Origin of the sequence: Klebsiella sp. 4_1_44FAA (assembly GCF_000238715.1) — a bacterium.
In the GTDB taxonomy this organism is placed as follows: domain Bacteria; phylum Pseudomonadota; class Gammaproteobacteria; order Enterobacterales; family Enterobacteriaceae; genus Klebsiella; species Klebsiella pneumoniae.
This window is the reverse complement of sequence record NZ_JH414804.1, coordinates 295747-315137: the sequence shown is the minus strand read 5'-3', so window position 1 is coordinate 315137 and position 19391 is coordinate 295747. Positions and strand designations below refer to the sequence as shown.

Annotated in this window: 15 protein-coding genes and 2 rRNA genes; 8 read left to right on the top strand and 9 right to left on the bottom strand. The window is 57.3% G+C overall.

The window, feature by feature from the left end:
• Window positions 1–100: ribosomal RNA gene (locus HMPREF1024_RS0127320) — 23S ribosomal RNA — on the top strand; the annotation flags it as partial.
• Window positions 101–295: 195 nt separating this feature from the next.
• Window positions 296–411, top strand: a 5S ribosomal RNA gene (gene rrf / locus HMPREF1024_RS05250).
• Window positions 412–573: 162 nt separating this feature from the next.
• Here the strand turns inward: rrf and HMPREF1024_RS05255 are convergent.
• Complete coding sequence (locus HMPREF1024_RS05255) at window positions 574–1035, bottom strand: acetyltransferase (RefSeq protein ID WP_004178258.1); 462 nt, start codon at window positions 1033–1035, stop codon at window positions 574–576.
• Between the two features lie 156 nt (window positions 1036–1191).
• On the opposite strand from HMPREF1024_RS05255, the gene metA reads away from it, so the two are divergent.
• The 4 genes from metA (at window position 1192) to aceK (ending at window position 7254) form a co-directional block, all read left to right on the top strand.
• Window positions 1192–2121, top strand: a complete 930-nt coding sequence (gene metA / locus HMPREF1024_RS05260; RefSeq protein WP_004146576.1) for a homoserine O-succinyltransferase — start codon at window positions 1192–1194, stop codon at window positions 2119–2121.
• 260 nt (window positions 2122–2381) lie between these two features.
• Complete coding sequence (aceB, locus tag HMPREF1024_RS05265; protein WP_002884559.1) at window positions 2382–3983, top strand: malate synthase A; 1602 nt, start codon at window positions 2382–2384, stop codon at window positions 3981–3983.
• A gap of 79 nt (window positions 3984–4062) precedes the next feature.
• On the top strand, window positions 4063–5367 hold the full coding sequence (gene aceA, locus HMPREF1024_RS05270) for an isocitrate lyase (protein ID WP_004192658.1): 1305 nt from the start codon (window positions 4063–4065) through the stop codon (window positions 5365–5367).
• Window positions 5368–5469: 102 nt separating this feature from the next.
• The gene (aceK, locus tag HMPREF1024_RS05275) at window positions 5470–7254 is read left to right on the top strand and encodes a bifunctional isocitrate dehydrogenase kinase/phosphatase (protein WP_002884575.1); all 1785 of its coding nucleotides are present in this window, start codon (window positions 5470–5472) and stop codon (window positions 7252–7254) included.
• Between the two features lie 50 nt (window positions 7255–7304).
• On the opposite strand, the gene iclR is transcribed toward aceK, so the two are convergent.
• The gene (iclR, locus tag HMPREF1024_RS05280) at window positions 7305–8135 is read right to left on the bottom strand and encodes a glyoxylate bypass operon transcriptional repressor IclR (protein WP_002884578.1); all 831 of its coding nucleotides are present in this window, start codon (window positions 8133–8135) and stop codon (window positions 7305–7307) included.
• A gap of 194 nt (window positions 8136–8329) precedes the next feature.
• Here iclR and metH point away from each other — a divergent pair, with 194 nt between their 5' ends.
• Window positions 8330–12013, top strand: coding sequence for a methionine synthase (metH, locus tag HMPREF1024_RS05285; protein WP_004151753.1), 3684 nt, complete (start codon window positions 8330–8332; stop codon window positions 12011–12013).
• Between the two features lie 129 nt (window positions 12014–12142).
• Window positions 12143–13774 carry a Na/Pi cotransporter family protein gene (locus HMPREF1024_RS05290; protein ID WP_009309464.1) on the top strand — a complete coding sequence of 544 codons (1632 nt, stop codon included), beginning with the start codon at window positions 12143–12145 and terminating at the stop codon, window positions 13772–13774.
• Window positions 13775–13861: 87 nt separating this feature from the next.
• On the opposite strand, the gene HMPREF1024_RS05295 is transcribed toward HMPREF1024_RS05290, so the two are convergent.
• The 7 genes from HMPREF1024_RS05295 to HMPREF1024_RS05325 all read right to left on the bottom strand — a co-directional run bounded on the left by HMPREF1024_RS05295 (window position 13862) and on the right by HMPREF1024_RS05325 (window position 19385).
• Window positions 13862–14671 carry a shikimate 5-dehydrogenase gene (locus HMPREF1024_RS05295; RefSeq protein ID WP_004221827.1) on the bottom strand — a complete coding sequence of 270 codons (810 nt, stop codon included), beginning with the start codon at window positions 14669–14671 and terminating at the stop codon, window positions 13862–13864.
• Complete coding sequence (gene sorE / locus HMPREF1024_RS05300; protein WP_002884587.1) at window positions 14664–15896, bottom strand: L-sorbose 1-phosphate reductase; 1233 nt, start codon at window positions 15894–15896, stop codon at window positions 14664–14666. The genes HMPREF1024_RS05295 and sorE overlap by 8 nt, the downstream gene beginning before the upstream one ends.
• Window positions 15897–15968: 72 nt before the next feature.
• Entirely contained in the window at window positions 15969–16793 is an 825-nt protein-coding gene (locus HMPREF1024_RS05305) for a PTS system mannose/fructose/sorbose family transporter subunit IID (RefSeq protein WP_009309463.1), read from the bottom strand.
• 11 nt (window positions 16794–16804) lie between these two features.
• Window positions 16805–17605, bottom strand: a complete 801-nt coding sequence (locus HMPREF1024_RS05310; protein WP_002884608.1) for a PTS mannose/fructose/sorbose transporter subunit IIC — start codon at window positions 17603–17605, stop codon at window positions 16805–16807.
• A gap of 65 nt (window positions 17606–17670) precedes the next feature.
• On the bottom strand, window positions 17671–18165 hold the full coding sequence (locus HMPREF1024_RS05315) for a mannose/fructose/sorbose PTS transporter subunit IIB (protein WP_009309462.1): 495 nt from the start codon (window positions 18163–18165) through the stop codon (window positions 17671–17673).
• Entirely contained in the window at window positions 18165–18572 is a 408-nt protein-coding gene (locus tag HMPREF1024_RS05320) for a mannose/fructose/sorbose PTS transporter subunit IIA (RefSeq protein ID WP_009309461.1), read from the bottom strand. The genes HMPREF1024_RS05315 and HMPREF1024_RS05320 overlap by 1 nt, the downstream gene beginning before the upstream one ends.
• Before the next feature lie 9 nt (window positions 18573–18581).
• On the bottom strand, window positions 18582–19385 hold the full coding sequence (locus HMPREF1024_RS05325; RefSeq protein ID WP_002884614.1) for an SDR family oxidoreductase: 804 nt from the start codon (window positions 19383–19385) through the stop codon (window positions 18582–18584).
• Window positions 19386–19391 lie beyond the last annotated feature (6 nt).

Here is a 19391-nt window from a genome sequence, read left to right as displayed (position 1 = left end):
CCTGAAGGAACGTTGAAGACGACGACGTTGATAGGCCGGGTGTGTAAGCGCAGCGATGCGTTGAGCTAACCGGTACTAATGAACCGTGAGGCTTAACCTTACAACGCCGAAGATGTTTTGGCGGATTGAGAGAATTTTCAGCTTAGATTCAGAGTTGAGTACGCAATAATTTGCGCAGCAGCAAGGCGACAAGCGACGGAAAGGAAGGAGCATACTGAAGTATGTGACTGACTTTACGAGCGCAGGCAACGCAGCTGATGCGATAAAGAATTGCGTACTGAGCACAAAGAATTTGCCTGGCGGCACTAGCGCGGTGGTCCCACCTGACCCCATGCCGAACTCAGAAGTGAAACGCCGTAGCGCCGATGGTAGTGTGGGGTCTCCCCATGTGAGAGTAGGGAACTGCCAGGCATCAAACAAGTGAAGAGCCCATCCTGCCGGATGGGCTTTTTGCGTTTCTGTCGTCCGGCCAGCGTGCCGGTATGCCTCCCCGGTGGCGCTGCGCTTACCGGGGCTACGGATCCTCGGCCACCTGCTGGCCGAGGGGACATCAATGCCGCAAAGTTACCGACGTCAATCGTAGTCTGCTTCAGCCTGCTGCTCATACATCAAATTCAATAACGGATACGGTTGCCCCAGATCGTCCGTTTCAGAGCGCCCTGTCACCCTAAAACCCATCTTCTGATAAAACCCGACCGCTTGTTCATTCTGCTCATTTACATTGGTCGTCAGCTTCGGCGTTAACGACAGCGCATGCTCAATCAGCAACTTCCCCACGCCACAGCCGCGGACATCCGGATCGACGAACAGCGCATCCATATGATCTCCGGTCAGCAGCATAAAGGCGATCGGCTGGTCTTCCGTATTAACCGCCACCCACAGCGGAGCCTCCGGTAAAAATGCGCGTACCATCTCCTCCAGCTCCTTTCGATACGCTTTTGTCAGAAAATCATGCGTGGCGTCGACCGACCGACACCAGATCGCAGTCAGTTTATCCCCTTCATCAGGCCGGGAACGGCGGATGTTAATAACCATACTTTCTCCTTTTCTACATTCTTATATTCTAACTCAACAAGCGCCGTGAAATTTTCTCACCGTGAACATGCAGACTCGACATTCACCCGATTCTTGGTTATCTTCAGCTATCTGGATGTCTAAACGTTTATACGTATGCTATGAGGTAATACAGTTATGCCAATTCGGGTGCAGGACGAGCTGCCAGCCGTCAATTTCTTGCGCAATGAAAACGTCTTCGTAATGACGACAACACGTGCAACGACTCAGGAAATCCGCCCCCTGAAGGTGTTAATCCTCAACCTGATGCCGAAGAAAATCGAGACGGAAAATCAGTTCCTGCGTCTGCTATCAAACTCTCCGCTGCAGGTGGATATCCAGTTATTACGTATCGATGCGCGCGAGTCGCGTAATACCCCTGCGGAGCATCTGAATAACTTTTACTGTAATTTCGATGAGATCTGCGATCAGAACTTTGACGGCCTGATTGTTACCGGCGCTCCTTTAGGCCTGGTTGAGTTTAACGATGTTGCTTACTGGCCGCAGATCAAACAGGTACTGGAGTGGGCCAAGGATCACGTCACTTCGACGCTGTTCGTCTGTTGGGCGGTTCAGGCCGCGCTGAACATTCTGTACGGCATTCCCAAGCAGACCCGCGCCGAAAAGATTTCCGGCGTCTATGAACACCATATTCTTCATCCGCACGCCTTACTGACCCGCGGTTTCGACGACTCTTTCCTGGCCCCGCACTCACGCTATGCTGATTTTCCGGCCGGACTTATTCGCGACTATACCGATCTTGAGATCCTCGCGGAGACGGAAGAGGGCGATGCGTATTTGTTCGCCAGTAAAGATAAGCGCATCGCCTTTGTCACCGGCCACCCGGAGTACGATGCCAATACCCTGGCAAGTGAATATTTCCGCGATGTGGAAGCCGGTTTGAACCCTGAGATACCTCATAACTATTTCCCACAAAACGACCCGCAGAACAAACCGCGCGCCACCTGGCGCAGCCACGGCAATCTGCTGTTCGCTAACTGGCTTAACTATTACGTCTACCAGATTACGCCATACGATCTGCGTCATATGAATCCGACGCTGGAATAATACTCTATGTGAGACGATCCTAAAGCGTTTCAGCATTTTGCCTCTGGCACCTTCGGGTGCCTTTTTTATTTCCGAAATTCACTTCATACACGATGATAACTTTAATTTCATTGTTATCAATGTGTTAATGATAATTTAAAATTAAAATGGAAATTGTTTTTGATTTTGGAAATTAATTGAGTAGTCTTAATTGTGCTGAGCGAAAACTGCACAACGATCTTTCGCTCGCTTCCAGCGGATCAACCAAGAGGAGCAGCACAATGACGCAGCAGGCGACAATCACCGATGAACTGGCCTTTAGTCAGCCCTATGGCGAGCAGGAGAAGCAGATCTTAACGCCTGAGGCGGTAGAATTTCTGACGGAACTGGTGAGCCGCTTTACGCCGGCGCGCAATAAGCTGCTGGCCGCGCGTTTGCAGCAACAGCAGGCTATTGACGACGGGCAGCTTCCGGATTTTATTTCGGAAACTGCTTCCATTAGAAATGGCGACTGGACTATTCGCGGTATCCCGGCTGATTTGCAGGATCGCCGCGTGGAAATCACCGGCCCCGTCGAGCGCAAGATGGTCATTAACGCGCTGAATGCCAACGTCAAAGTCTTTATGGCGGACTTTGAGGATTCGCTGGCGCCTGACTGGCGCAAAGTCATTGATGGTCAAATCAACCTGCGCGATGCCGTGAACGGAACCATCAGCTACACCAACGAGGCCGGCAAAATCTATCAGTTGCAGCCCAATCCCGCTGTGCTGGTATGCCGTGTGCGCGGCCTGCATCTGCCGGAAAAGCATGTGACCTGGCGTAATGAGGCCATCCCCGGCAGCCTGTTCGATTTTGCGCTCTATTTCTTTCATAACTACCAGGCGCTGCTGGCGAAAGGAAGTGGTCCCTACTTCTATCTGCCAAAAACACAGGCCTGGCAGGAGGCGGCATGGTGGAACGATGTCTTCAGTTTTACGGAAGATCGCTTTGACCTGCCGCGCGGCACCATCAAGGCCACGCTGCTGATTGAGACGCTGCCAGCGGTGTTCCAGATGGATGAGATCCTGCATGCGCTGCGCGACCATATTGTTGGCCTGAACTGCGGCCGCTGGGATTACATCTTCAGCTATATCAAGACGCTGAAAAACCATCCGGATCGCGTACTGCCGGACCGGCAGGTGGTGACGATGGATAAACCCTTCCTCAGCGCCTACTCACGCTTGTTGATTAAGACCTGCCACAAACGCGGCGCGTTTGCGATGGGCGGTATGGCGGCGTTTATCCCGAGCAAAGATACCGAACGTAACCGCCAGGTGCTGAGTAAAGTCACCGCCGATAAAGAGCTGGAGGCAAACAACGGTCACGATGGGACCTGGATCGCCCACCCGGGCCTGGCGGATACCGCCATGGCGGTGTTTGACCGCGTGCTGGGCGATAAGCCGAATCAGCTCTCGGTCACCCGGAGCGAGGATGCGCCAATTACCGCTGAACAACTGCTGGCTCCCTGCGAGGGCGAACGCACGGAAGCCGGAATGCGCGCCAACATTCGCGTGGCGGTGCAGTACATCGAAGCGTGGATCTCCGGCAACGGCTGCGTACCGATTTATGGCCTGATGGAAGACGCCGCAACGGCCGAGATCTCGCGCACCTCTATCTGGCAGTGGATCCATCATCAGAAAACCCTGAACGACGGTACCCCGGTCACTAAGGCGCTGTTCCGCCAGTGGCTGGCGGAAGAGCTGATGGTGATTCAGGAGGAGCTGGGAGAGCACCGCTTCAGCCACGGCCGCTTTGACGATGCGGCGCGACTGATGGAGCAGATCACCACCTCCGACGAGCTAATTGATTTTCTGACATTGCCGGGCTACCGCCTGCTGGCCTAATCGCCAGATGGTGTGGTTCGCCATTTAGTCCTTCACCTATGAGCCTGGGGAGCCAGGAAATTATATGGAGCATCTGCACATGAAAACCCGTACCCAACAAATCGAAGAATTAAACAAAGAATGGACGAACCCGCGCTGGGAAGGCATTACCCGTCCCTACAGCGCGGAAGAGGTGGTGAAGTTACGCGGCTCGGTGAATCCGGAATGCACGCTGGCGCAGCTTGGCGCGGCGAAACTGTGGCGTCTGCTGCACGGGGAGGCGAAAAAAGGGTACGTCAACAGTCTCGGCGCGCTGACCGGCGGCCAGGCCTTGCAGCAGGCGAAGGCGGGTATCGAAGCCATTTATCTCTCCGGCTGGCAGGTGGCGGCGGATGCTAACCTGGCGTCCAGCATGTATCCGGATCAATCGCTGTATCCGGCCAACTCGGTACCGGCGGTGGTGGATCGGATCAACAACACCTTCCGCCGCGCCGATCAGATCCAGTGGTCAGCGGGAATTGAACCGAACGATCCGCGCTTTATCGACTACTTCCTGCCGATCGTGGCGGATGCGGAGGCCGGTTTTGGCGGCGTCCTGAACGCCTTTGAGCTGATGAAATCGATGATTGAAGCCGGTGCAGCGGCTGTTCACTTCGAAGATCAGCTGGCATCGGTGAAGAAGTGCGGCCATATGGGCGGTAAAGTGCTGGTTCCGACTCAGGAGGCGATTCAGAAGCTGGTGGCGGCGCGTCTGGCGGCCGACGTGATGGGGGTCCCGACGCTGGTCATCGCCCGCACCGATGCCGACGCCGCGGATTTAATTACCTCAGACTGCGATCCGTACGATCGTGAGTTTATTACCGGGGATCGTACCAGCGAAGGGTTCTTCCGCACCCACGCCGGGATCGAGCAGGCGATCAGCCGCGGGCTGGCCTACGCGCCGTATGCGGATCTGGTGTGGTGTGAAACGTCGAAACCGGATCTCGAGCAGGCGCGCCGCTTTGCCGAGGCTATCCATGCGCGTTTCCCGGGCAAACTGCTGGCCTATAACTGCTCGCCGTCGTTTAACTGGAAGAAAAATCTCGATGATAAAACCATCGCCAGCTTCCAGCAGCAGCTGTCGGACATGGGATACAAATACCAGTTTATTACCCTCGCGGGGATCCACAGCATGTGGTTCAACATGTTCGACCTCGCCCATGCCTACGCTCAGGGTGAGGGGATGCGCCACTATGTTGAGAAAGTGCAGCAGCCGGAATTCGCCGCCGGGCCGGAAGGCTACACCTTCGTCTCGCATCAGCAGGAAGTGGGCACCGGCTACTTCGACAAGGTCACCACCATTATCCAGGGCGGTACCTCGTCGGTAACGGCGCTGACCGGCTCGACCGAAGAAGATCAGTTTTAAGCCATGCCCGGTGGCGCGACGCTGACCGGGCCTGCAAGAGGACGCAGGCCGGATAAGCGAGCGCGCCATCCGGCATGACGTGGCGCCGGATGGGGGAAAGCGATGACGCGTGGTCTGGAATTACTGATTGCCCAAACGATATTGCAGGGATTTGACGCGCAGTATGGGCGTTTTCTTGAAGTCACTTCCGGCGCGCAGCAGCGCTTTGAACAGGCTGACTGGCACGCCGTGCAGCAGGCGATGAAGCAGCGGATCCATCTCTACGATCACCACGTGGGCCTGGTAGTAGAGCAGCTGCGCTGCATCACCGAAGGGAAAAGCACCGACGTCGATTTTCTTCTGCGGGTGAAACAGCAGTACACCCAACTTTTACCGGATTACCCTCGCTTTGAAATTGCTGAGAGCTTTTTCAATTCGGTCTACTGCCGCCTGTTTGACCACCGCTCGCTGACCCCCGAGCGGCTCTTTATTTTCAGCTCGCAGCCCGAGCGACCCTTTCGTACCCTCCCGCGACCGCTGGCGAAAGATTTCTTTCCGGAACGCGGTTGGTCGCACCTGCTGGGTAAAGTACTGTCCGATCTGCCGCTGCGGCTACCGTGGCAAAACAAAGCGCGGGATATCGGCTATATCATTGCCAGTCTGCAGGAGGCGCTGGGGGAGGAACTGCTCGCCACCTGTCATCTGCAGGTCGCCAATGAGCTGTTCTACCGCAATAAAGCCGCCTGGCTGGTGGGCAAACTGGTCATGCCGATGGCGACGCTGCCTTTTTTGCTGCCGATCCACCGCAGCGAAGAGGGTGAGCTGTTTGTTGACACCTGCCTCACAACCCATGCCGAAGCGAGTATCGTTTTTGGCTTCGCGCGTTCCTATTTTATGGTTTATGCGCCGTTGCCCGGCGCCCTGGTGGAATGGCTGCGCGAGATCTTGCCGGGTAAAACGACGGCCGAGCTGTACATGGCGATTGGCTGTCAGAAGCATGCCAAAACCGAAAGCTATCGCGAATATCTACACTACATTACTCGCTGCGATGAGCAGTTTATTGAAGCGCCGGGTATTCGCGGGATGGTGATGCTGGTGTTTACCCTGCCGGGCTTTGACCGGGTGTTTAAGGTGATCAAGGACCGCTTCGCGCCGCAGAAAGAGATGACCGCCGCCCATGTGCGGGCTTGCTATCAGCTGGTAAAGGAGCATGACCGCGTCGGGCGGATGGCGGACACCCAGGAGTTTGAAAATTTCGTGCTGGATAAACGGCAAATCGCGCCGGCGCTGCTGGCGCTGCTGCAGGCGGAAGCGGGGAACAAACTCACCGATCTCGGCGACCGCATCGTCATCAGCCATCTGTATATTGAACGGCGAATGGTGCCGCTCAACCTGTGGCTGGAGCAGGTTAACGGCCAGGCATTGCGTGATGCGGTAGAAGAGTATGGCAATGCTATCCGCCAGCTGGCCGCCGCCAACATCTTTCCCGGCGATATGTTATTTAAAAACTTCGGCGTCACCCGCCATGGCCGGGTGGTGTTCTACGACTATGATGAAATCTGCTATATGACGGAAGTGAATTTTCGCGAGATCCCGCCGCCGCGCTATCCGGAGGATGAGCTGGCCAGCGAGCCGTGGTACAGCGTTTCGCCTGGCGATGTGTTTCCGGAGGAGTTCCGCCACTGGCTGTGCGCCGACCCGCGCATTGGGCCACTGTTTGAAGAGATGCATGCCGACCTGCTGCGCGCCGACTACTGGCGCGCACTGCAGATGCGGATTAAAAACGGCCATGTGGAAGATGTCTACGCCTACCGGCGCAAGCAGCGTTTTAGCGTGCGCTATGGCGCCGACAGTAGGCCGGATAAGGCGTTTACGCCGCCATCCGGCAAGGTGCGCCGATCTGCCTGATGGCGCTACGCTTATCAGGCCTACTTAAAATGCCCCTCTGGGGCATTTTTTTATTTAACCCCGCCATACGCCAGCGTCACTTCCTTCGCCGCCTTGATCACCAGCGCGCCCAGCTCAGTCACCCGATCATCGGTCATACGCGAGATGGGGCCTGAGATGGAGATTGCCGCGAACGGTTCGCGATGTTCATCGTAAATGCAGGCGGCGACGCAGCGCAGGCCGAGCGCGTGCTCCTCATCATCGAAAGAGTAGCCCCGCTTGCGGGTCTGGGCTAAATCTTCCTTCAGATGCAGCGGGGAGACCAGCGTGGCATGCGTATAGGCATGCAGCCCTTTACGGTGCAGCAGACTGGTGACCTGCTCTTCGCTCAGCTGCGCGAGAAACGCCTTCCCGGCGCCGGAAGCGTGCATCGGCAGTTTACCGCCGATTGGCGCCGACATCCGCATCAGCTGGGTGCACTGCACCTGATCGATAATGATCGCCTGGTGGTCGCTCTGGTCGAGCACCGCTAAATTCACCGTTTCACCGGAATCTTCCATCAGCTGGCGCAGGATCGGGTGGACAATGGCCAGCAGATTGCGGCTTTGTAGAAAGCTGCTGCCGACCACGAAAGCATGCGCCCCTACGGCCCAGTGACCCAGCTCGCCAACCTGGCGGACGAAGCCCAGCTGTTGCATGGTGGTCAGCAGACGGTGAGTCGTGGAGTTGGGCAGACCCGCCTGCTGCGCCAGTTCGGTCAGCGCGACGCTGCTGTGGGACTCGGCAATCCATTCGAGTAATTTCAGGCCGCGGGTCAGCGACTGAACCTGACCGCCAGCCTGCTGGGCAGTGGCAGCCGCGGGTTTTCTGCCGCGTTTCGCGGGAATGGGGGTTGTGGCCATCGCGAACTCCTTTTTCTGTATCGTGGAAATAATTTTCGTTTTATTTGGCAATAATGCAATCACAACCGGACTCATCGGAGGAGTGAAGCTGAACATGTCTCATATTGCCCGTTGTTGTCTTTTCCGCTCCGGTGGTTTATGCCAGTATGGTTTGTTGGCTATTTGGCCTGAGTCGAGCGTTGTCGGGAGCAAGTGTGAGCAGCAAAGTTGAGCAACTGCATCAGCAGTTAAAAGAACGTATTCTGGTTCTGGATGGGGGCATGGGCACCATGATCCAGGGCTATCGTCTGAGTGAGCAGGACTTTCGCGGTGAGCGCTTTGCTGACTGGCCGTGCGACCTGAAAGGCAACAACGACCTGTTGGTGCTCAGCAAACCCGAAGTGATCCGCGAGATCCACGACGCCTATTTCGAGGCCGGCGCGGATATCATTGAGACCAACACCTTTAACTCGACGACCATCGCGATGGCGGATTACCAGATGGAATCCCTGTCGGCCGAGATCAACTTTGCCGCGGCGAAGCTGGCCCGCGCCAGCGCCGACGCCTGGACGGCCCGCACGCCGGAAAAACCGCGCTATGTCGCGGGCGTGCTTGGCCCGACCAACCGCACCGCCTCTATCTCGCCTGATGTGAACGATCCGGCGTTCCGTAATATTACCTTTGACCAGCTGGTGGCCGCCTATCGCGAATCCACCCGGGCGCTGGTGGAAGGCGGCGTGGATCTGATCCTGATTGAAACGGTGTTTGACACCCTGAATGCTAAAGCGGCCATCTATGCGGTGAAAGAGGAGCTGGAGGCGTTAGGCGTTGACCTGCCGCTGATGATCTCCGGGACCATTACCGATGCCTCTGGCCGCACGCTTTCCGGACAGACCACCGAAGCCTTTTATAACTCGCTGCGTCACGCCGAAGCCTTATCGTTTGGTCTGAACTGCGCCCTCGGGCCGGACGAGCTGCGGCAGTACGTCCAGGAGCTGTCGCGCATTGCCGAATGCTACGTCACCGCGCACCCGAACGCCGGCCTGCCCAACGCCTTCGGCGAATACGATCTGGACGCCGACACCATGGCGACGCAAATTCGCGAATGGGCGGAAGCCGGTTTCCTCAATATCGTTGGCGGCTGCTGCGGTACCACCCCGGAGCATATCGCCGCCATGAGCCGGGCGGTAGCGGGCCTGCCGCCGCGTCAGTTGCCGGAAATTGCGGTGGCCTGCCGCCTCGCCGGCCTGGAGCCGTTGAATATCGGCGACGATAGCCTGTTCGTTAACGTCGGTGAACGAACTAACGTCACCGGCTCGGCGAAATTTAAGCGGCTGATTAAAGAAGAGAAGTACAGCGAAGCGCTGGACGTTGCGCGTCAGCAGGTGGAAAGCGGCGCGCAGATTATAGATATCAACATGGACGAGGGGATGCTCGACGCGGAAGCGGCGATGGTGCGTTTCCTTAACCTGATTGCCGGCGAGCCGGACATTGCCCGCGTGCCGATCATGATTGACTCCTCCAAGTGGGAAGTCATTGAAAAGGGCCTGAAATGTATTCAGGGCAAAGGCATCGTTAACTCGATTTCGATGAAAGAGGGCGTCGAATCCTTTATCCACCATGCGAAACTGGTTCGCCGCTACGGCGCCGCGGTGGTGGTGATGGCCTTCGACGAGGTTGGTCAGGCCGACACCCGCGAACGTAAAATTGAGATTTGCCGTCGCGCCTACAAAATCCTCACCGAAGAGGTCGGCTTCCCGCCGGAAGATATTATCTTCGACCCCAATATCTTTGCCGTCGCCACCGGTATCGAAGAGCATAACAACTACGCACAGGACTTTATCGGCGCCTGCGAAGACATCAAACGCGAGCTGCCGCATGCGCTAATCTCCGGCGGGGTCTCCAACGTCTCCTTCTCCTTCCGCGGTAATGACCCGGTACGTGAGGCGATCCACGCCGTATTCCTCTACTACGCGATCCGCAACGGCATGGACATGGGGATCGTCAACGCCGGTCAGCTGGCCATCTATGATGACCTCCCGGGCGAGCTGCGCGACGCGGTCGAAGACGTGATCCTCAACCGCCGCGATGACAGTACCGAACGGTTACTTGAGCTGGCGGAAAAATATCGCGGCAGCAAAGCGGACGACGGCGCGAATGCCCAGCAGGCGGAGTGGCGCACCTGGGAAGTGAAAAAACGCCTCGAATATTCGCTGGTTAAGGGCATTACCGAATTTATCGAACAGGACACCGAAGAAGCGCGTCAGCAGGCCGCCCGCCCGATTGAGGTCATTGAAGGGCCGCTGATGGACGGCATGAACGTGGTCGGCGATCTGTTCGGCGAAGGCAAAATGTTCCTGCCGCAGGTGGTGAAATCCGCCCGTGTAATGAAACAGGCGGTGGCCTACCTTGAGCCGTTTATTGAAGCCAGTAAAGAGCAGGGCTCCAGTAACGGCAAAATGGTGATTGCCACGGTAAAAGGCGACGTTCATGACATTGGCAAAAACATCGTCGGCGTGGTGCTGCAGTGCAATAACTACGAAATCATCGATCTTGGCGTGATGGTCCCGGCGGATAAAATTCTCAAAACGGCCAAAGAGGTAAACGCGGATCTAATTGGTCTTTCCGGGCTGATTACCCCATCGCTGGACGAGATGGTTAACGTGGCGAAAGAGATGGAGCGCCAGGGCTTTACCATCCCGCTGCTGATAGGCGGCGCGACCACCTCGAAAGCGCATACGGCGGTGAAAATCGAGCAGAACTACAGCGGCCCGACCGTTTACGTACAGAACGCCTCGCGCACCGTCGGCGTGGTGTCTGCGCTGCTCTCGGACACGCAGCGCGACGAGTTTGTCGCCCGCACGCGCAAAGAGTATGAAACGGTGCGTATCCAGCATGGGCGTAAAAAACCGCGTACGCCGCCGGTGACCCTTGCCGCCGCGCGGGAAAACGATCTGGCCTTTGACTGGGAGAGCTACACGCCGCCGGTGGCTCATCGTCTGGGAGTACAGACGGTGGAAGCCAGTATCGAGACTCTGCGCAACTACATCGACTGGACGCCGTTCTTCATGACCTGGTCGCTGGCGGGTAAATATCCGCGTATTCTGGAAGATGAAGTGGTAGGGGAAGAGGCGCAGCGCCTGTTCAAAGATGCTAACGAGCTGCTGGATAAGCTGAGCGCAGAGAAAACCCTGAACCCGCGCGGCGTGGTGGGTCTGTTCCCGGCCAACCGCGTGGGCGACGATATTGAAATCTATCGCGATGAAACCCGCACCCACGTGCTGACGGTGAGCCATCATCTGCGCCAGCAGACTGAGAAGGTTGGCTTCGCCAACTACTGCCTCGCCGATTTTGTCGCGCCGAAGCTGAGCGGCAAGGCGGACTACATCGGCGCCTTCGCCGTGACCGGCGGCCTGGAAGAGGACGCGCTGGCGGACGCCTATGAAGCGCAGCATGATGACTATAACAAGATCATGATCAAGGCCATCGCCGATCGCCTGGCGGAGGCCTTTGCCGAGTATCTGCATGAGAAAGTGCGCAAGGTTTACTGGGGATATGCGGCCAATGAGAACCTCAGCAATGAGGAGCTTATTCGCGAGAACTACCAGGGGATCCGACCGGCGCCGGGATATCCGGCCTGTCCGGAGCATACCGAAAAGGGGACCATCTGGCAGCTACTGGACGTCGAAGCCCATACCGGCATGAAGCTCACCGAATCGTTCGCCATGTGGCCGGGCGCATCGGTTTCCGGCTGGTACTTCAGCCATCCGGATAGCAAGTACTTCGCCGTGGCGCAGATCCAGCGCGATCAGGTCGAAGATTACGCGCTGCGTAAAGGAATGACGCCGGCGGAGGTCGAGCGCTGGTTAGCGCCTAATCTGGGCTATGATGCGGACTAGTCGTCATCTTTCCTTACAACAAACAAGGCGCTCTGTGAGCGCCTTGTCTCTTTATTGAGGTTAACCCCTTATACTGAGATAGGTTCCTGAACTTCGGAAAACCTATAACGATAAGGAGAAGCTGATTCCGTGTTAACTCTGCTACACCTGTTGTCCGCGGTTGCTCTGCTGGTGTGGGGCACGCATATCGTGCGTACCGGGGTGATGCGCGTCTATGGCGCTCGCCTGCGTACCGTTCTCAGTAGCAGCGTAGAGAAAAAGCCGCTCGCCTTCTGCGCGGGTCTTGGCGTGACTGCGCTGGTGCAAAGCAGTAACGCCACCACCATGCTGGTGACCTCATTTGTCGCCCAGGATTTAGTGGGTCTGATGCCAGCGCTGGTGATGGTGCTGGGGGCCGACGTCGGGACGGCGCTGATGGCGAGGGTGTTGACCTTCGACCTGTCGTGGCTGTCGCCGTTGTTGATATTTATCGGGGTGATTTTCTTCCTCGGCCGCAAGCAGACCCGCGCCGGGCAGCTTGGACGGGTGGGGATTGGTCTGGGGCTGATCCTGTTGGCCCTCGAGCTGATTGTCCAGGCCGTACACCCCATAACCCAGGCGAACGGCGTGCAGGTGATTTTCGCCTCGCTGACCGGCGATATCATGCTGGATGCTTTGATTGGCGCCGTATTTGCAATCATTAGCTACTCCAGCCTGGCGGCGGTGCTGTTAACGGCGACGCTGACCGCGGCGGGAGCGATCTCTTTCCCGGTGGCGCTGTGTCTGGTGATTGGCGCCAACCTGGGATCGGGGCTGCTGGCGATGCTTAACAACAGCGCGGCGAACGCGGCGGCGCGCCGGGTGGCGCTGGGCAGCCTGCTGTTTAAGCTGGTGGGGAGCCTGATTATTCTGCCGTTCGTCCATCCGCTGGCCGCGGCGATGCACAAGCTGCCGTTGGCCGAGTCCGAGCTGGTTATCTACTTCCACGTATTTTACAACCTGCTGCGCTGCATCGCGATGGTGCCCTTTGCCGGACCGATGGCGAAGCTGTGCCAGCGTCTGATCCGCGATGAGCCCGAGCTGGATAACCATCTCAAACCCAAGCATCTCGACCCGTCGGCGCTGGACACCCCGGCGCTGGCGCTGGCCAATGCCGCGCGTGAGACGCTGCGCATTGGTGACGCGATGGAGCAGATGCTGGAGAGCCTGCACAAGGTGATGCATGGCGAACCGCGTCAGGAGAAAGAGCTGCGCCGTATGGCGGATGATATCAACGTACTTTACACCGCTATTAAGCTCTATCTGGCGCGAATGCCAAAGGATGAGCTGGCGGAAGAGGAATCCCGGCGCTGGGCGGAAATTATTGAGATGTCGTTAAACCTCGAACAGGCGTCCGATATCGTCGAGCGAATGGGCAGCGAGATCACCGATAAATCGCTGGCGGCGCGGCGCGCCTTCTCGGTAGAAGGGTTAAAGGAGCTGGACGCCCTGTACGATCTGCTGCTCAGCAACCTGCAGCTGGCGATGTCGGTCTTCTTCTCCAGCGATGTGCCCAGCGCCCGCCGCCTGCGGCGCAGCAAACACCGGTTCCGCATTCTTAACCGCCGCTACTCGCATGCGCACGTTGACCGTCTGCATCAGCAGAACGTGCAGAGCATCGAAACCAGTACGTTGCACCTGGCGCTGCTGGGGGATATGAAGCGTCTGAACAGCCTGTTCTGCTCGGTGGCTTACAGCGTGATGGAGCAGCCGGATGAAGACGACGAACGGGATGACTACTGAGACGGATTATTTTTCCGTTTATGTCGCTTCTTTTCTGGCGAGGTAGCCCTCCCGGGACGTGGCTGACGCCTTCCCGGGAGGGACATCCTAGCTTCTGGCAAACGCCGAGGCCTCTGCCACCAGCGCGCTATCCGGCCGTACGCCGGTATAAAGGGTAAACTGCTCGACGGCTTGCAGGGCAATAACTTCCGCACCGCTGATGGTTTGCTTACCCCGTTGTTGCGCCAGGCGGATCAGCGGAGTTTCCGCCGGCAACGCGACCACGTCAAACACGACGCTGGCCTGGGCCACCATGGCCTCGCTGAACGCCAGCGTGTTGCTTTCCGCTCCCCCCGCCATGCCCAGCGGTGTGACATTGACCAGAATCTCGGCTGCGATCCCTTCGGGCAGGGGCTGCCACTGAAAGCCATACTGTTTTGCCAGCGCCAGGCCGCGCTGGCGATTGCGGGCCGCAATGATCACGTCGCGGAAACCGGCATCACGGAAGGCGGCAATGACGGCTTTCCCCATGCCGCCGCTACCCTGAATCATCACTCTGGCGTTGGTATCGAGCCGATGGCTGGCGATCAGGCTTTTGACCGCGATGTAATCGGTGTTTAGCCCGGTTAACTTCCCGTCGTCGTTGACGATGGTGTTGACGGAGTCGATGACTTTTGCTGACGGATCGATCGCGTCAAGAAACGGTATGCAGCTCTCTTTAAACGGCATGGAGACCGCACAGCCGCGGATACCCAATGCGCGAACCCCTTTTACCGCCGCCTCAATATCCTTAGTCGTAAAGGCTTTGTAGAGGTAGTTCAATCCCAGCTTGTCATACAGATAGTTATGAAAGCGGGTGCCGAAGTTGCCGGGGCGACCCGCCAGGGAGATGCACAGCAGCGTATCGCGGTTAATCATGCGTAATATCCTCCGCGTGGGCCAGCAGATACGCTTCAGCCTCCTGGGACCAGATCCCATGGTGACGTGCCACAATCGCTGCCAGTTCGGGATCGGCGATCTCGCCCAGCGGCGTGAGCGGGAAGGCTTTTCCGGTATACACCAGCTTTTTTCCCCCGCCGACGGCAGGCAGATCGAGGGTGGTTTCGCCCGCGGCGTTCAGGCCGAGAATATGGGTGACCACTTTCGCCGTCTGGACCTTTTTCGCCTGCATCAGCGCCACCGCGGCGCGCATATCGTCAGTATTACCGCCGGAGGTGCCGACGTAGTGGGTAAAGGCGTAGTGCACGTCGTAGAAGTTGATCGGGGCGCTGAATTGCTTATCCTGGGGGCCAGCAAAGAAATTCAGGCAGCCGTCCGGAGCCAGCAACGAGGAGGCCAGGGTGATCAGCTGTTCGTTTGGCACAAACACGAAGATATCGTCGAAGCCATGGCCGCCGCTGAGCGCTAGCAGCGTATCGCGACTGGCCTCATGGCCGTCGAGGTAGTGGATCAGCGTCTGCGGCTCAGAGGGGTAATGACGGCGGGCGTAGCTGAGCTTCGGCTTATTGGTATCGGTCACTACCAGTAGTGAAGGATTGATGGGGCCGTGCAGCGCATAGTCGATAGCCAGCAGCCCCATCGGCCCCGTCCCGCCCAGGATCAGAGTGTGTCCCTGAGGACGGATCCCCATCACGTGGTTGTAACTCCCCTCCTGCAGATGATAATTGGCGTTGAAAGCGCCAATGACGCAGGAGAGCGGCTCCACCAGCGATCCTTCAAACCAGGTATCCCCCTCCCAGGTGAGCAGGCAATCCTGCGCCATCACCTCATTGGGGATCACCACATGGGTGGCTTCGCCACCGATCCATGGGAATGAGTAGCCGGGGCAGTCGGGTCGGTCGGGCAACTGCAGGTTGGCCTGGATCACGTAGCGCTGCCCTGGCTGAAACTTATGCTGCCACTTTTTACCGACGGCAAGGATTTCGCCACAGAATTCATGACCGATAATAATGGGCCTGGTGGCCACATCATCTGGCACCTTTTTATGATCGGCACCCTGATTGGCCTCTTTCCATGAGGAAAGACACAGGCTGTCCGTGACCACCCGGGCGAGGATCTCATCGTCCTGCATCGCCGGGAGGGTAAAGGTTTCCAGGCGCAGGTCTCGTTTGCCATACAGGCGCAGGGCCGTTGTTGTTTGCATAAACCACCTCATCCCCTTCATCTTTCGGGGCTATGTTGTTGACGTCACCCCGGCATCGCCGGGGCGGAATAATCAGGACAGAAAGCCGAGGGCGTTGCCGATAATGCCTAAGCCGAAAAGGGCGAAAATCAGCCAGACCGGATTCACTTTCTTGTTCAGCAGACGCACCATCAGTAGCGTCAGGCCCAGCGCCAGCAGGCCGGGGCAGAGCTGATCGAGGATGTTCTGGACGGTCATCGTGACGGTGGCGCCGTCTGCACCGGGCGTTTGGGAAACCACCAGCGGCACATTGATGGTGGTCCATTTGGTCACCAGCACCCCCATGACAAACAGGCCGAGAATGGAGGCGCCTTCGGTCAGCTTCTGCAGCAGGTTACCGCCCATATCGCTGACGATATTGACCCCTTTACGGAAGCCCAGTTGCAGGCCGTACCACTTCATTGCCAGCCGCACTGCATTGAAAATAAAGAAAAATAACAAAGGTCCCAGAATGTTGCCGGAGAGGGCCAGCGAGGCGCCCAGGGCCGCGGTAATCGGCCGCAGCGTGCCCCAGACCAGCGGGTCGCCGACGCCGGCCAGCGGGCCCATCAGACCCACTTTGATGCCGTTGATAGCGCCATCGTCAATGGCCGCGCCGTTAGCCCGGGCCTCCTCCATGGCGGCGGTGACGCCGATCACCGGGCCACACACCGCCGGCGTGGTATTAAAGAACACCAGATGACGCTTCAGCGCCGCGACCTGATCGGCTTTGAGCGGATACAGGCGTTTGATCGCCGGGATCGTGTCGTAGCAAAACCCCAGACCATGAATACGTTCGAAGTTAAAGGAGGCCTGCTGGAGGTTGGAGCGGAGAAACATGCTCACCAGGTCGCCTTGCGTGATTTTTTTCTGTTCCATTTTCGGCTCCATTAGTCGTCAAGCTGGTCAAGGGCGGGGGCAGAGGGGGCTGTGGAGGCGGCGGGTTCAGCCTTACGCCACTGTGGATTGAGTTGGATGTAGATCAGCGCGATGATGACGCCCACGCCGCCGAAGGCCAGCAGGCTGAAGTCGAGATAACCCCCGGCGAGAAAACCGAGGAAAAAGAAGGGCATCAGGTATTTCACGCCCATCATTCGCAGCACCATCGCGTAGCCCACGACGACAATGAAACCACCGGCAATCTGCAGGCCGCGGGTGACGAATTCCGGGATCGCGCTGAGCATACTGCTGACCATATCCGCGCTAACGAACAGCGAGACCACCAGCGCCGGGATTGCCACGCGCAGTGCCTGCACCCCCAGTGCGGAGACATGCAGCAGGTCGATGGTGCGAAAGCGCGCCTCCTCGGCCGCTTTGTCCGCGGCGTGCTGGAACACCACGGTAATGGTACGGGCGAAAACGGTCAGCACCTGCCCGGCGGCGGCCACCGGCAGAGCAATGGCGATACCGGTGGCAATGCTCTGGTGGCCCACAATCACCAGAATGGCGGAGATAATGCTGGCCAGCGCCGAATCTGGCGACTGCGCTGCCCCCACGTTCATCCAGCCGAGGGCGATCAGCTCCAGCGTACCGCCGAGCATAACCCCGGTTTTTAAATCGCCCAGGATGAGGCCAATCACGGTACAGGCGATAAGGGGCCGATGGGTCTGAAATTCATCCAGCACGCTGCCCATTCCGGCAATACAGGAAAAAATAAATATGGCTATTATCTGTAGGGTACTAATTTCCATAATTTATGACCTTTAAGGTGTGAGTCATCCTGCCTGCTACGGCATATCACAACAGGCGCTATTTTTTATTCGCAGAAAGCTGTTTCGTTAATTTTGTCGAGAATATTGACTGACGGATCTGATGCGACCACGCGTAAATCGAGTTTTACGCCCAGTTTATCGAGTTCACGGAATGCCTGAATATCCTGCGGATCCAAAGAAACGGCTTTGGTTAGCTGTTTTTTACCGGGTCGCCAGGCCATGCCACCAATATTTAACGTGGCGATCTGCACGCCCTGGCGCACCATCGTTAAAACATCGTGTGGATTGGCAAATAAATAAAAGACGGTCTCGTCCTGATATTGCGGGTTATGATAGACCGCAACCGCTTTTTCCAGACTGACAACGTTTACCTTCATGCCTGGCGGAGCCGCCTGGCGCAACAGGGTCCGGCGAACCTCATCGTTAAATACATCGTCATTGCAGATAATTATCCGCTGGGCGTTGGCGACTTTTGACCACACGGTGGTGACCTGGCCATGAATCAGTCGGTCATCAATACGGGCGAGGGTAATTTGCATCAGAACTCCTCCTCAACGGTTTCTGGCTGCTGCCAGACCACACAGCACTGACTGGCGATGGCCTGCAGATGCTGGCATAAGTCATCGGCGCTCAGGGTATACTGGTTATCCACCAGCTCGAGCGCCAGCGGCAGCGACAGGCCGCTAATCACCCGGATCTGCGGGTGACGCATTGCCAGCCCGGCTGCGGCATTCCATGGGCTTCCGCACTGCAAATCTACCGCGATTACCCACTCCTCATCGGTGTGGGCGCTTACTAACTTTTCCAGGTTAATGGCGATATCCGCCGCGTTTTCGCCGGGGACAAACGCGACGGCGCTGACGTTAACCTCGCCGTAGACCATGCATACCGAATCAAGCATGGCCCCGGCCAGCTGGCCGTGGGCGCAGAAGATAGCGTGAACCATACTGCCTCCTTAACCGCGCGTTTTTCCGCCGGCAATGTTAGTGGTGACTCCGGTGATGTAGCTGGCGCGCGCTGACAAGAGATAGCAAACAAAATCAGCGACTTCTGAGAGTTTTCCTGCCCGCCCGATGGGAATGGCGTTTTTGGTATATCCCTCGCGAAGTTGCTCGACGGTGATATTGCGCGTCCAGGCCAGCGCCTCTTCATATTCCGGTGTCCGCAGACCGGTTTTTTCGAGGATCCCCGGCGCAACGCCGACCACGCGGATCCCATATTTACCCAATTCTTTGGACCAGGAGCGGGTAAAGCTGTTGAGCGCGGCCTTGGTCGCGGCGTAGCAGCTTTGACCTTCAGAGCCTTCCAGGCCGCTCTCCGAAGAGACATTGACAATCACACCGGCGCGCTGTTTGACCATTTGACGCGCCACCGCCTGCGACATGAAAAACACCCCTTTCTGGTTGATATTGACCATTTTTTCAAAAGCGGCTTCGTTTAATTCATAGCGGCCGGCCGGTGCTTTTTCGTCGACTAATAAACGCGGGAAATTCACGCCAGCGTTATTGACCAAACCATCAATACGCGACCAGCGCTGAATAATGGCATCGATAGTCTGTTGCACCTCTGTCGCGCTGGAAATATCCGTCGGCCAGAAGTGATAATTATCGCCATTGTGATGACGATCGCCGCCATGAATATCAATCATCTGGACATGAGCACCTTGTGATAATAATTCATCGACAATGGCCAGCCCAATTCCCGAGGCGCCGCCGGTCACGATAATGACGTTATCTTTTAAATTTAACCAGGTATTCATTATTCA

Coding starts and splice junctions, on each gene's coding strand:
- aceK (WP_002884575.1), top strand. CDS start 5,470: ATGACGCGTGGTCTGGAATTACTGATTGCCCAAACGATATTGCAGGGA.
- aceA (WP_004192658.1), top strand. CDS start 4,063: ATGAAAACCCGTACCCAACAAATCGAAGAATTAAACAAAGAATGGACG.
- HMPREF1024_RS05255 (WP_004178258.1), bottom strand. CDS start 1,035: ATGGTTATTAACATCCGCCGTTCCCGGCCTGATGAAGGGGATAAACTG.
- HMPREF1024_RS05315 (WP_009309462.1), bottom strand. CDS start 18,165: ATGCAAATTACCCTCGCCCGTATTGATGACCGACTGATTCATGGCCAG.
- HMPREF1024_RS05305 (WP_009309463.1), bottom strand. CDS start 16,793: ATGGAACAGAAAAAAATCACGCAAGGCGACCTGGTGAGCATGTTTCTC.
- HMPREF1024_RS05310 (WP_002884608.1), bottom strand. CDS start 17,605: ATGGAAATTAGTACCCTACAGATAATAGCCATATTTATTTTTTCCTGT.
- sorE (WP_002884587.1), bottom strand. CDS start 15,896: ATGCAAACAACAACGGCCCTGCGCCTGTATGGCAAACGAGACCTGCGC.
- HMPREF1024_RS05325 (WP_002884614.1), bottom strand. CDS start 19,385: ATGAATACCTGGTTAAATTTAAAAGATAACGTCATTATCGTGACCGGC.
- iclR (WP_002884578.1), bottom strand. CDS start 8,135: ATGGCCACAACCCCCATTCCCGCGAAACGCGGCAGAAAACCCGCGGCT.
- HMPREF1024_RS05295 (WP_004221827.1), bottom strand. CDS start 14,671: ATGATTAACCGCGATACGCTGCTGTGCATCTCCCTGGCGGGTCGCCCC.
- aceB (WP_002884559.1), top strand. CDS start 2,382: ATGACGCAGCAGGCGACAATCACCGATGAACTGGCCTTTAGTCAGCCC.
- HMPREF1024_RS05320 (WP_009309461.1), bottom strand. CDS start 18,572: ATGGTTCACGCTATCTTCTGCGCCCACGGCCAGCTGGCCGGGGCCATG.
- metA (WP_004146576.1), top strand. CDS start 1,192: ATGCCAATTCGGGTGCAGGACGAGCTGCCAGCCGTCAATTTCTTGCGC.